Raw genomic sequence first — 13,690 nt, 5'->3', positions numbered from 1 at the left:
GGAAGTCTGCAGCCCATCTCATTATAGATTCAGTTCTCTGATCCGCTCCGCAAGCTTAGGGAACACGCGGAGTGAATTATTATAAAAGACATCCTCATGATAAGCTTCCGGCACCAGGTGCTTCACGAAGGTAATATAAGCGTCCAGCGGGACCAGCGGCCAGTCGGTGCCGAAGACCAGCCGGTCGTATTTCTCGGCGAACACCAGCGCCCGGCGGAAATGATCGGTATAGGTCTGCTCGGTCAGCAGCCGGTCCACCTTGGCCTGATCGCCGACAATCCAGCCGGATAGATCTGTGTACAGGTTAGGGTTCTTCTCCAGCAGGGCTGCGGTGTCCATCACCCAAGGATCGCCCAGGTGGCAGAGCATGAAGGTAATCTCCCGGTGCTTCAGGAAGGTCTCCTCCATGGACAGCGGATGGGAATACTTCAGCAATCCCTGGTCCGCATAAGTCAATCCGCCATGAATGACCACCGGGAGGCCGTAAGCGGCAGCCAGCTTATAGACCGGATCGTAGATCTCATCCCCCACATTGAAGTGGTAATACCCGGCGTACAGCTTGATGCCAACAACATCGGAGCGCTGCAGCGATTGCTCCAGTGCTTCAAGCTGCCCCTCCAGATGAAGGGTGAGCGGGTTAATACCTACGCAGGTGAACAGATTGTCCGGCAGTGTCTCGCTCAGGTCAAGCAGCATAGGATTCAGGGCAGCGGAATCGGGAAAAGCTCCGGCAACCGTCTCGGTCACTCCCATGCCGACCCCGGCAATGACACCGCTGCGGCGGAACTCCTCCTGGAGTCCCTTGCCGGTATAGTCGATATGCGCCAAGGTCTGCGCCGTTTCGTGGAAAGCTGCAATATTGGAATAATGCACATGTGCGTCAATGATTTTCATAGAAGCTTCCTTTCTCTGACTCACTTCTTGAACCGGATCGACAGCAGATCGCCATAAGCCTGCTCAGGTACCTGGAGATCCGAGATCAGATAGAATTGCGGCTTGCTGAACTGCTCTTTGCCATCCTGCAGATGCAGGTACTCTTCCGCATAAGACGTCAACGCGACGGAATTGACTAACAAGGAAGGTGACGGATGCTTAAATGATGTAACTAATGACAGACGCTGCTGGCGTTCCTTGGAACCCACTTGCAGAATCCCGCTATGGCTGGCATCCTCTGCCTGTCCCCGGCCTGACTTGTAGGTGAGCTCTTGACCTCTGCTGTTCTTAAGATACGCCCTGCCATCCTGTATGCCGGAGGCAGCAGTATAGAAGGTTGAAGTCTCAAGCTTCAATGGGCATAGCGGGCCGCCTGTATTCTGCTCCACATGTACCGTAGAGGCAAGCACCGGAACGCCCGGCAGCAGCATGTAATATTGATGCAGTACGAGTCCTTTGTATTTATCATTCTTCTGAATGGTGACGCTCATCCGTATACCAGACCAGCGGTTCCCCTTGTTATCGGTTAATTCAGCGAAATCAGCCGTTAACGGCTCCTCCATGAAGCTGCGCAAGGCAATGTCGCCCACACTGGTTACGATTCCGCCTACCCATGGATTCCACCAAGACTTTGCAATCGGCTGCGGAAAAGAAGATTCCAGCCATTCCTCGCCCTGATAGGCAAGCGAGAATAACCCCGGTGCAAAGTCAGGGCTGGCCTGTATCCGCAGTATCCCGTTGTCTACAGCCAGTACCTGCGCCCCTTCTGCTACAAGTCTCTCCTGCCGGACACGTTCATCCGCGACAGGCAAGACCAGGAAGGATTGATCCTGCACATAACTGTCCATATCCAGATGCAGGGTCAGCACATCCGGGGCAGCGCCTGCCGGTACTGTCAGCGGCAGAGCCGCTTCTCTGAGCTTCTCTTCCTCTTGAACCGTTAACCGCGCTTCCTCCATGCTGCCTGCTTCGGAAGAGATCCGAATCTCACCCACCAGATAGCTCTTCTTCTGCTCCTGAAGGAGAAGCTTAGCCTCTCCAGCCATGAACGGATTCCCGTTATTCAGGCTCAGCTCCAGCTGCTCTGTAGTGGTCAGTTCCTCAGCATTCCTGTTACCGCTTTGCAGCGCATAAGCACGGAAATCCTGCCAATGGTCCCAGGTTCCCAGAGCGATCCGCAGCGGCTGCGTTTCCTTCCGCCCGCCGGCGGGAATCCGCCCCAGGGAATGCTCCACGGCATGCATCCAAGAGTCCTGAATCAGCTTAAGCTCTGACGGCCAGCTAATCCCTCTGGAGAAGCCTTCATCCGCAGCGAACATCCAGTTCTCCGTGAAATCCTGCGCTTCCCAGTAATCCATGCCGGAGGCTTCTGCCCCTGCGCTCAGATCTATATATTTGCCGCGGTAAGGGATGACGCCTCCATGCAGGTTGAAGCGGAAGCAGTCCTTCAAGACCAGCTCATCCACTTGTTCGGTAGCCTGCGGGTTGTCGATTCTGAAATAACGGGAGACAATCCCGTTGCCGAACAGCTTCACGACCATCGTCAGCAGCAAGCCCTTCCGGATGCCGACCTCATAAGTGGCCTCAAGCACGATAGCCTCTTGATCCCTGGAGATCTTCACATCCAGCGCTGAGAATTTATTGAATTCATTCGTATAAGGCAGTCCAAGCTTCGGATAAGGCAGGTTCATGAGGTATTTACGGTTCTCAAAAAAAGTAAGCCAATGGTTCGTTTTGTTCAGAACGGCGGAATAGCGGCCATTGCTGATGATCCAGTCCTTATCGGTCGGGCCGCCGAAGACCGTCTCTGCTCCGGTGAAGACCAGGCTGAGCTCCTGTTCCAGGATGGCGGCCGCTCCTTCTTCTGCACTGCGGATGCTCACCGTATGGTGCCAAATGCCGTATCCGAGCAGCCGGGCTGCTGCGGTGACGGTTCTCCGGCTCTTGGCAGGAACCTCAACGGTGTACTGCTTTTGACTGAACGACAGAATCTCGTCCTCCGGCAGCTCGAAGCTGAACACGGTGTCTGTGCTGTACTCATTCTCCACTGTCACATCCAGCTCCACCTCTTCGCCCGCGAAAAGCGTTCTGTCCGGTACCTGGAGCTTCACCTTGACCGGGAACTTTGGCTTGATGCCCAGCTTGAATACGGCAGGCAGGCCGTTAATGAGCAGTTCTGCCTCCACCACAGGATGGGTCTGATAGAGATCCTGCTCCTCCTTCACCGGATGGATGAAGAAGCGGCCTTCGATCCGCGCCTCGGATTCGATATCCTGAGCAGCCTCCAGCTCCAAGCGGATTTGCGCATTGCTTTTACCGCTAATCTGGAGCGACAAGGGCTTCCCGCTTTTATTAACGGCTTCATAAATGACAGGGTATTCAGCTCCAAACGGCAGCTCATGCTGCGCAGGAATCGTTACCTGTATCCGGTAATCCTCCGTCTCAATGAGGCGCAGGCCGCGGCCTGTCCGCTCATATTCCATTTTCAGCGACAGGCCATCCTTCAGCCATTCATATGTAAAATAGTCGAAGCCGTTTTCCCCATGACCATCAGGCTCCACCTTGATCTTACGGATGCTGTCGTTATACCAGTCTATCTTCTCGAAATAAGATTTCACCGCTCCGGTCTGAAGCACCGAGGGAATGAAGTTCATCAGGTGAGTCGTGTCATCCCGGTTCTCCCAGAAGAACCCGCTTTTCTTATACGTAGGCACCGCCTTGACATTACCGGGCCACGTATAGAGATCCAGCCGCGGCCAGCCCAGCTTAATCGTCTCTTCGATCGAACGCCTTACCAGCGCCTTGCCCACCTTGCGTCCATGGTAATCCGGTCTCACGTTGAGCAGAGCGATATAGAGCGCCCCGGTATCCTCTTTATAGTGAGAGAAGCTGCAATATCCGATGACCTCTGAGCCGCTTACCGCCAGGAACAACTTGAGCATGGGGCTGTTCTCGTGTTCCCGCAGCACACTTTCCTCTGTCCGGTACGCTCCGTCTCCCCCCCAGCTCTCTGCGCTTCTGTTCCACATCTCGGCAATGGAAGCGGCATGCTTAGCCGGCACATATTCTTCAATCTCGATCTCTTGTAATTCGGGCATTACAGTCATACCTCCTCGGATCGCTATAATTCCTAGCTTCATAGCAATAAATACTACTTGCAGTATATAACAGAACGTTAAGCCGCTGTAAGTTCCTGTTTGATTATAAAAGATTATTACTTAACTCAAGCAAAGGTTAGCCTCGAACCGATCAGATAACCGATCGAGACAAACAGGAGTGACCAGATAAAGGCACCAGCCAGGGTGACCATTAAGTATTTTCGGAAGGACATGGCACTGATGCCGGAGATGTAGCTTGTCACATGCCGGATGCCCGGAACAAAATAAGCGATGAATATCGTCCAGTTGCCGAACCGGAAAAACCAGCGTTTGACATAGGCGAACCTTTTGGGCGTCAGGCCTACCCATTTCCCGTACCGGTCCACGACAGGCTGCCCCACTCTGAGACCGATGGTATAGCTGATCAGCATGCCTGTAATCGAACCTATGAAACAGACCAGAACCGAAAGTGAAAAATCCAGCACCATGGTAGAGGATAGATAGCCAACGAACAGCGTCAGCAGCTCATCGGGAACGGGAAGTCCGACAAGCCCCAGCGCCAGCAGCGCGAATATAGCTATATAACCGTATTGTGAGATCATCTCGATGACCCATGGCATGAACAATCACTTCCTGTTACCGAATTTTTTGAACGAAGGGAACGGAACCCTGCTTATCATCAGTATAGACAACAGTCCCATAATTAAAATGACCATTTCCGGCTTCAGCCGCTCACCTATAAGTGTGGTCATCGACAGAAGCAATCCGGCTGCCGTAATCGGCATGCCCACGAAGCCCTTGGAAGGAGCCGAGATATTGAATCTGGCCAGCCGCAGCGCCCCGCAGATCAGGAATGCGACCGCAGCGACAGGTCCGACCCACTGCACGTTCTCCAGCCGGTATAACAGAATAAGAAAGACGGGAGCGATGCCAAAAGAAATAATATCCGCCAAAGAGTCCAGTTGTTTGCCGAAATCACTGGTGCAATGCAGCATCCGGGCGAGCAGTCCGTCCATAACATCGCATATCGCAGCCAGCAGTATCATTAATAAAGCAAGATCATAACGTTCTTCAATCGTGAATAGCAGGGAAATTGATCCGAAGCCCAGGTTTCCCAGTGTGCACATTGAAGGCAGCCAGCTCCATTTCATGCTGTTCACTCCTTTCCTGACAAGTTAGTAATGGGCGGCTCAGCCTCCAAAGGTTACACTAAAACAGACGCCGTCCGAGGTGTTCATCACTGCATACCTGCAGCCATGCATATCTAAAATCTGCTTAGCAATGGATAATCCGAGTCCGGTCCCGCCCGTCAGACGGCTGCGTGAAGCCTCGATCCGGTAGAAGCGCTCCCAGATATGCGCCAGCTGATCCTCGGGGATTCGCTCCCCTTTGTTGTGTATGGTGAACAGCAGCTTCTTGGGTGAACTCTCCAAGGTGACGGTTATCGTACTGCCCTCTTCAGCATGACGGATCGCGTTGGTCAGCAGATTGCTGAGCACCTGTTCAATCCATGTAGCATCCGCATATACGGGCAATTCATTCGCCGGAATAATGACCACATCCAGCTGCTTATTTTGAAGGGAATGCACCAGTTTATCGGTCACCTTCTCCGTCATTTCGCTCAGCATGAAGGAGCTTTTGCGCAGCTTGATCGTGCCGGACTCCAGCCGGGCAAGGTCCAGCATATCTTTTACCAGGAACTCCATCTTGTCGGCCTCTTCGATAATGACCTTGATGTAATGATCCTGCTTGCCGGCGCTCACCCCATCCTCCAGCCCCTCGGCGAAGCCCTTGATAATGCTAAGCGGCGTCTTCAGCTCATGGGAGGCACTGGCAAAAAAGTCCTGCTGCATCTGCTCCAGCTTCTTCTTCTGCTCCATCTCCTCCACCAGCTGCTGATTCGTCTCCCGCAGCTCGCCCAGTGCAGTGTCCAGACTTTGGGACAAGGTGAACATGCTTCTGGACAGATTGCCCAGCTCATCCTTCTGGCGGATGGAGGCATGGCCGGTGAAATCGAGCGCTACCATTCGTTTGGCCGTATTATTGAGCTTGATCAAGGGCCGGGTCACCATCTTGGAATAGAACAGCGAGAGGACCAGAATCAGCACGAACCCGCCAAGCCCTAAGTATAAAAAGAACCAGCGCAGCGCTTCATTGGAATCCTTAACATCCTGCAGCGAGGTCACTGAGAACAACAGCTCAATCTCCCCGCTGGCCTGCTTCACGGGCAGAATCATCACGGAATTGCGGATACCGCTCCAGGGAGCCGTCCACTCTTCCTTGACCATATTCAGCTTGCCCAGGCTCTCCAGCTGCCCCGTATTTAACGGGAACCAGTCCTCGATGGCCTCGAAAAGGATGCCCTGGCGCGGGTTCCATATTTTCAGATCCGGCAGGACCAGCTCGGTAATCGTCCCGGTAATGCTTGTGTTGCCCAGCTCCGCCTCCTCGCCTACCGGCTGGAACCCCTGTTTGATAATCGTGAGCGGGAAAAACTGATTGCCGAGGTCATTCTCCCCAGTGACAAGCTCTCCCTGGATGGTAACCCGGTCATTCTCTTTCAAATGGGCCGACCGGAGCATATCCCCGAACTGATTCATGAACAAGGACATGGGGATCACCTGAGTCTGGCCTTTATCGTCAATCAGCTTCATGCGGAACGGATCTTCCGACTTCATCCGGCCGTCCAGCTTCAGAATGACCATCTGTGTCTTATTGCGCAGCATGAACCGGACCAGCTCGCGGGAAGTGCGGGTTCTGCCCCAGGCTTCTTTGGTGTAGCTTGTCCCGAAGCTCTTAAGATGCTTCTCTACACGGGACTCCTTCTGCGTCTGGTAGAAGCGGTCGAACAGCAGGAACTGGCTGAGGATTACCATCCCGTAGAAACAGACGAAGAAGATCACGGTCATCACGAACAGTTTGAAGGTAATTCCCCATCTTTTCATTCTTCATCCTCGAATCTGTAGCCGGTTCCAATCACTGTTCGGATGTGGCGGGATTCATACCCCAGCTTGCTGCGCAGTTTCTTGATATGGCTGTCCACGACCCGGGAGTCCCCCTCGAATTCAATTCCCCACACCCGGCTGAGGATGGTATCCCGCGAGACCACATGGCCCTTGTTGCGGATCAGCAGCCGCAGGAGATCATATTCCTTCGGGGTTAGCTCGACATCGGCGCCTTCCACCTCTAGACGGTGCGCCATGGTGTTGAAGATGGCCGAGCCGAATCTCACTACCCCGGATTCTGGCTGATGTGCGCCTTCAACCCGTTTCATCAACGCGGCAGCCCGGGCCACCAGCACCTTGGGACTGAACGGCTTGGTTACATAATCATCGGCGCCCAGCTCGAAGCCGTGTATTTTGTCGTCATCGGCGGATTTGGCGGTCAGCAGAATAATCGGGGTCGCCGATTTCTTGCGGATCTCCCGGCATACCTGAAATCCGTCCATTTTGGGCATCATAATATCCAGAATCAGCAGATCCGGCTCAAGCGAATCGAACCACAGGAGCGCGTCCTGCCCATTATCGGCTTCGCGAACCTCCCAGCCGTCCTGTATGAAGTAATCCGACACCAGCTCACGGATACGCAGCTCGTCTTCGACAAGCAGTAACTTTTTCTTCAATGTACTCCCTGCTTTCAACCCGTTTATACCTCTCAGCATAGTCGAGTGTTATGTCCTTTATGTGTCCTGTTGTGAAATTGGCTGATAATTAAGTGGAAAGTGTGTTCTGAAAAGCATGTTGGAGTTACATGGAAGGCCCTTGGTTTCGAGTATGATATACGTCTTAGCACGGATGAACGCTGCGCAAACGGAACGTTGTTACAATCGCTGTTGTGTCCAGATTTTTTTCATTCCCCTTAGCGGTGAAAATCCGGACACAAAGGCGAACGCTTCGCTTTTCCACAATCGTTCCGCCCGCTCCGCTGTTTGAGTGTAAGGTGCGAGTGCACTTAAAACATACTGAAAGAGATTAGTGTTCTCATGCAACACAAATCTGAAAAAGAAATAGCCGCACTGAACGCCTCAATGAACGCCCCACTGAACGCCTACTGAACACTTCACTGAATATAAATGTTGTACTTTTTGCAGGAACTCCGTTCGTTTGAGCTCAGATCATGCACATTGTTGTATTTATTGCAGGAATTCGGGTAGATTCATAGCTGAGGAGCGCAGATTGTTGTAATTAGTGCAGGAATTCCATCAGCGCGGTGCTGGATCATGCGCATTGTTGTATTCTGTGCAGGAATTCCATCTGTGCGGAGCTGGATAAGGTGCATTGTTGCACTTTGTAACCAATAATATGAACATTCGAAATAAAGCGATACCATGAACGGTCACAAATTCAATAGCGGCTGAAGCAAAAAACGAAAAACAGCAATTCTCTTATAAACGGAGGATCGCTGTTTTCCTGTAATTATAACTTTAAGATACAATATTCGGCATTCGCCGCCTTGGTTACCCGGCTTCAAAGGCTTGCTTGAACTGGCTGTTATACAGCTCGGCATATATCCCTTGCAGCGCAAGGAGCTGTCTGTGGTTACCTTGCTCGGCGATCTGTCCGCCTTGGATGACCAGAATCCGGTCAGCATCCTGAATAGTGCTGAGCCGGTGGGCGATCACGAAGCTGGTGCGGCCCTTCATCAGTGTCCGCATAGCCTGCTGAATATGCATCTCTGTCCGGGTATCCACACTGCTCGTTGCCTCATCCAGAATGAGGATGGCCGGATCGGCCAGGATGGCGCGGGCAATGGTCAATAGCTGGCGCTGGCCGTGGCTCAAGGTGGTCCCGTCCGTGCCCAGCAGCGTATCGTACCCCTGCGGCATCCGCGCAATGAAGCCGCTGACGTTGGCGAGATTCGCGGCCTCTTCCACCTCACGGTCTGTGGCCTCCAGTCGGCCGAACCGGATATTCTCGCGGATGGTTCCCGAGAAGACATGGGCGTCCTGCAGCACCATGCCGAGCTGGCGGCGCAGCCCGTTTTTACCCAGCTCCCGGATATCCCTGCCGTCGATCAGCACCGCACCGCCGCTCACTTCATAGAAGCGCGTCAGCAGGTTGACAATGGTCGTCTTCCCCGCTCCGGTCGGCCCGACCAGGGCGATCGTCTCGCCTGGCTGTGCGGTGAAGCTTACACCGTTCAGAATAGGCACGCATGGCTTATAGCCGAACACTACATCCCGGAACATAACTTCCCCGCGTATCCGCTCCAGCTCCTGCCGCTGCTCCCCGCTGTACTCGGATGGCATATCCATCACTTCAAATACGCGCTCCGCTCCGGCGATTGCCGATTGGATCAGGTTATACTGGTTCGCAAGGTCGGAGATGGGCCGGCCAAACTGCTTGGCATAATTCAGCATACTGACGATGACCCCCACGGTAACCAGCTCATGATAAGCCATCCAGCCGCCAATTCCGGCAATCAGCGCGAAGTTCAGATTGTTAATCAGGTTCATTACTGGTCCTACCAGGCCGGATACGATCTGCGCCTTAATGCTAGCTTGGTTAAGCTCCCCGCTTATTCCGCGGAATCTGGTGACCTCCGCCTGTTCTCTGCGGTATTGCTTAATCACCTTCTGGCCGCTGACCGCTTCTTCAATGAAGCCGTTCAGCTCACCCAGATGCTGCTGCTGATCCTTGAAGTAGATCCGGCTTAAGCCGGTAATCTTGCGGCTCGCCAGCACGACCAGCGGAATGGTTACCAGAGCAACTCCAGTCAACGGCACATTCAGCATCAGCATAATGACCAGAGAGCCGCTAAGTGTAATCAGACTGTTCAGCAGCTGGGTTACACTCTGATTCAGGGAGTTGGAGACGTTGTCAATGTCATTGGTTGCACGGCTCATCAGCTCACCGTTAGCATGGGTATCGAAGAAGCTGACCGGCAGCTCCTGGTATTTGGCGAACAGGTCCCGCCGCAGCTCGTACACCGTGCGCTGGGAGACGGAGGTCATCACATAAGCCTGGACCCACGAGACGGCGCTGCCCAGCAGATAAATGCCACCCAGAAGGAGACAGAACCGGACCAGCAGACTATAATCCTGCGGGAGGATCGCGGTATCAATGGCTTTTCCTAACAGGTAGGGGCCGATCAGGGCAAGAACAGCATTCAGAATCGTGAATACGTAGACCATAATCAGCCCTGTCCGCTGACGGTTCAGATAGGACCAGATGCGGAGGATCGTTGCCTTGCTATTCTTCGGACGTACCTTGGGTGTTACGCCAACACGGCCGGGAGGCCCGCCGCCTAACACTCCAGGTCCGCCGGGAGCCTGCTCCCTTTTACGTTGACTGGACATAGGGCTCCTCCTCTTCCTTCAGCTGGGAGTGACGGATGTCCCGGTAGATCTCGCTGCCTGCCATCAGCTCGGTATGCGTACCCTGTGCGGCGATCCGGCCGTTCTCCAGAATCAGAATCCGGTCGGCATCTATAATGGAAGACACCCGCTGGGCAATCATAACGACAGTAGAGTCCTGAAGCTCCGTCTTCAGCAGCAGGCGGATGCTTGCTTCGGTAACCGCATCCAGAGCGCTGGTGCTGTCATCCAGGATCAGAATGGCCGGCTTAATTAACAGCGCGCGTGCAATGGACAGACGCTGCTTTTGTCCGCCTGACAGGTTCACCCCGCGTTGTCCGAGCTGCGTGTCGTAGCCTTGCGGCATAGCTGTAATGAATCCATGTGCTTCTGCGGCCACAGCCGCCTGCTCCACTTCTTCATCTGTTGCTTCCGGCCGTCCGTAACGGATATTATCCCTGATACTGCCGCTGAACAGCAGGGACTGCTGCATTACGAAGCCGATCCGGCTCCGCAGATGCTTCAGGCTAATCTCCCGGATGTCTGTTCCGTCGATCAAAACGGCACCGGACAAGACCTCATAGAATCTTGGAATCAGACTAACCAGGGTAGACTTCCCTGCTCCGGTAGCCCCCAGAATAGCGATCGTCTCCCCGGGGCTGGCTGCAAAGCTGATGTCCTCCAGCACAAGATTTTCATCCCCGCGGTTATAGGCGAAGGAGACCTTGCTGAACTCAATCCGTCCGAGCGTAATGGCTGCTTGGTCCGCCGCAGGCGCTTCGGTAATTTCACTTGTGGCGGCGAAAACTTCATTCACACGGTCCCCCGACACCTTAGCCCGTGATACGAAGGCAAGCATCGTGCTCAGCATCATCATCGACATGAGCAATTGAGTAACATAGTTAATGAAGGCAATTAGTTCACCAACGGGCAGCGCGCCGTTCCAGTTCTGTAGGCCCCCGAACCAGAGCACGGCAATAATGCTGGCATTCAGAATCAGCATCATAAGCGGCATATTCAGCGCCATCAGACGGATCGCCTGGATTCCGGTATCCGTATAGCCGGTATTTGCGGTATCGAAGCGCTTCTGCTCATGGTCTCCACGGACGAAGGCTTTGATTACACGAATGCCGGTGAGATTCTCCTGCAGTACATTGCTCACCCCATCCAGCTTCTCCTGCATCCGGGCAAATAACGGAAAAGAAAGCCGGATCAGCACAAACAGCAGGATGAACAGCAGCGGAACCGCAGCCAGCAGGATTAGCGCCAAGGACGGGCTGATCCGGACCGCCATGACCAGACTGCCGATCAGCAGCAGCGGTGACCGCACGAAGCTCCGCAGAATCATCTGCACGAAGGTCTGGAGCTGCACGACATCGTTCGTCAGCCGGGTGATCAGCGAGCCGGTCTTCAGCCGATCCAGATTGCGGTTCGAGAAGGTCTGGATATGCTCAAACAGCTTGATTCGCAGATCATTCCCGAAATTCTGTGAGGCGATACTTGCACATATCGCACAGCCCACACCCCCAGTCATCCCGATGATAGCGATTCCAATCATCATTCCGCCTGTTGAAAGGATATGCGATAAATCATTCTTCATCAGGCCTTTATCCACAATGCTGGCCATAAGTGCAGGCTGCAGCAGGTCCATCACTACTTCAACTACCATTAACAGCGGGGCAAGCACGCTCCAGAGGGCGTACGGCTTCATGAAGCCCCTGAGCTTCCACATTCAGTTCACCTTCATCTCATCAGTCGTCGCATCCGTTCGTCCGTTTAGGGTAAATATGTGATTTTATCAGTCATTGGTGTTCTCTGTTTGACAGCAGGCACTTCCGAAGGATACCCTACGGCAAGCACCGCAATAACATCCTGTTCTTGAGGAACACCTAGCACCTCGCGGCCCTTGGCTGTACCGCCGAGTGACGACCAGAACACGCCTGCTCCTGCCGCGTGGGCCGCCAGCATGAAATTCTGGATATAACAGGACACAGCCATGATGTTCTCTTCACGTTCCATTGTGGTAGCGGCAGATTTGGATAAGACTCCAATCAGCAATGGAGCACCGCCAAAATCAGTCTTATGGTTCAGCGCTGCACGGGTCTGCGGCCCAATGAACAACAGCTCCCACGGCTCATTCATCCGGTGGTTCGGAGCATAGCTGGCAGCCTCCAGCCAAGTATTCAGCTCCTCCTCCTTAATCGGGTCCGGCCGGAAGGCTTTGATCGTTCTTCTCGTTTGAATAGTATCGATGATAGTCATAGGTAGTCCACTCCTTCTGTTGTATTTGTATCCACATGGTAATAAGCATATCTCTTTAACACATTAAATTACAAGACTTTATAAGTAAATTGGAATATTATGTATATGTTGCTAATGGCGGTATCCGGCGAATTCATGGGAAATGTTGCTGCATTGGTTGTCACTCAATTGCTCATTTTGGGCAGCAGCATGCTCACACAACTTCAGGCCGACAAATTGTATGTGGTTTTCGGCATACATTGGGCCCGGGCTCCCTCGTACCAGCATATTGTGTGTGGTTTTTAGCATACATTGGGCCCGGGCGCCCTCGTACCAGCATAATGCGTGTGTGGTTTTTAGCATACATTGGGCCCGGCTCCCTCGTACCAGCATATTGTGTGTGGTTTTTAGCATACATTGGGCCCGGGCGCCCTCGTACCTGCACATTGTATGTGGTTTTTAGCATACACATAAGAAAATCATAGTGATTTACTTAATTAGCAAAAACAGCCCAGCAAACTCCGCCTTAGCGGAGCTTCCTGAGCTGTTCTTTTGGAGGAGTTGATCTGTTCATATGTTCATCTGTACTCCGTGCACTCGTTCATCCTAGGCCTTGCTCCAGCGCGCATATTTTCTCATCGTCTGCTGCTTGAAATCATCCCAGACCGGTGTAGACAGATGGGCTTGCTGCATCAGAGGTTCAAAGGCTTGATAGAGCGCTGCAATCTCGCTGAATGAGCCATCGATCAGCTTCAGGAAGGGCAGCTTTTGGACCAGTCTCAACCCTTGGGCGAGCAGTGCCGGGTGCTTCTTCGCCCCGTTAACCAGGGAGGCGGGGTTAACGGGTAAGCCCAGCGTGGAGAGCACGCGGAACCCTTCATCCATTACAGCAACCGCCTGTTTCCAGCGTGCAGAGTCTTTGCTTACTTTTGCCAAATTAAAATCATAGAGATAAATGACCGACATCACCGGGATAATTAAAACAATGTGACTCAAGAGCCAGGCGTTAATATCCTGCGAATAATCCAGCTTATACTCCGTCTTATGGAAGGCTTCTGCAAGCTCCGGCTTGAACGGAACCTCACCCTCCAGACTGCCCAGTACCATCTTGACGCCACCGCTA

At 53.3% G+C, this 13,690-nt stretch carries 10 protein-coding genes; all 10 read right to left on the bottom strand.

Annotated features, from left to right (window positions below; translation table 11 throughout):
• Positions 1-21 precede the first annotated feature (21 nt).
• The 10 genes from MKY12_RS14035 to MKY12_RS13990 all read right to left on the bottom strand — a co-directional run bounded on the left by MKY12_RS14035 (position 22) and on the right by MKY12_RS13990 (position 13,674).
• Positions 22-894: a TatD family hydrolase gene (locus MKY12_RS14035; RefSeq protein ID WP_339314151.1), complete on the bottom strand. Its 873-nt coding sequence runs from the start codon at positions 892-894 to the stop codon at positions 22-24.
• A gap of 20 nt (positions 895-914) precedes the next feature.
• A complete protein-coding gene (locus tag MKY12_RS14030) occupies positions 915-4,031 on the bottom strand; it encodes a GNAT family N-acetyltransferase (RefSeq protein ID WP_339314150.1) in 3,117 nt (1,038 codons plus the stop codon).
• Positions 4,032-4,156: 125 nt separating this feature from the next.
• Complete coding sequence (locus MKY12_RS14025) at positions 4,157-4,651, bottom strand: DedA family protein (RefSeq protein WP_036728489.1); 495 nt, start codon at positions 4,649-4,651, stop codon at positions 4,157-4,159.
• Between the two features lie 6 nt (positions 4,652-4,657).
• Entirely contained in the window at positions 4,658-5,182 is a 525-nt protein-coding gene (pssA, locus tag MKY12_RS14020; RefSeq protein ID WP_036728490.1) for a CDP-diacylglycerol--serine O-phosphatidyltransferase, read from the bottom strand.
• Between the two features lie 39 nt (positions 5,183-5,221).
• Positions 5,222-6,976, bottom strand: coding sequence for a HAMP domain-containing sensor histidine kinase (locus MKY12_RS14015; RefSeq protein WP_339314149.1), 1,755 nt, complete (start codon positions 6,974-6,976; stop codon positions 5,222-5,224).
• Positions 6,973-7,653: a response regulator transcription factor gene (locus tag MKY12_RS14010; protein WP_339314148.1), complete on the bottom strand. Its 681-nt coding sequence runs from the start codon at positions 7,651-7,653 to the stop codon at positions 6,973-6,975. Before MKY12_RS14010 ends, MKY12_RS14015 begins: the two co-directional genes overlap by 4 nt.
• 834 nt (positions 7,654-8,487) lie before the next feature.
• Positions 8,488-10,329 carry an ABC transporter ATP-binding protein gene (locus MKY12_RS14005; protein ID WP_339314147.1) on the bottom strand — a complete coding sequence of 614 codons (1,842 nt, stop codon included), beginning with the start codon at positions 10,327-10,329 and terminating at the stop codon, positions 8,488-8,490.
• Entirely contained in the window at positions 10,313-12,058 is a 1,746-nt protein-coding gene (locus tag MKY12_RS14000) for an ABC transporter ATP-binding protein (RefSeq protein ID WP_339314146.1), read from the bottom strand. Before MKY12_RS14000 ends, MKY12_RS14005 begins: the two co-directional genes overlap by 17 nt.
• A 44-nt stretch (positions 12,059-12,102) precedes the next feature.
• A complete protein-coding gene (locus tag MKY12_RS13995; protein WP_339314145.1) occupies positions 12,103-12,588 on the bottom strand; it encodes a nitroreductase family protein in 486 nt (161 codons plus the stop codon).
• 585 nt (positions 12,589-13,173) lie between these two features.
• Entirely contained in the window at positions 13,174-13,674 is a 501-nt protein-coding gene (locus tag MKY12_RS13990; protein ID WP_339314144.1) for a hypothetical protein, read from the bottom strand.
• Positions 13,675-13,690: the final 16 nt, after the last annotated feature.

It is taken from the genome of Paenibacillus sp. FSL M7-0896, assembly GCF_037975415.1.
GTDB classification, from domain to species: domain Bacteria; phylum Bacillota; class Bacilli; order Paenibacillales; family Paenibacillaceae; genus Paenibacillus_AQ; species Paenibacillus_AQ silagei.
This window is presented reverse-complemented; position numbering and strand designations above follow the sequence as displayed.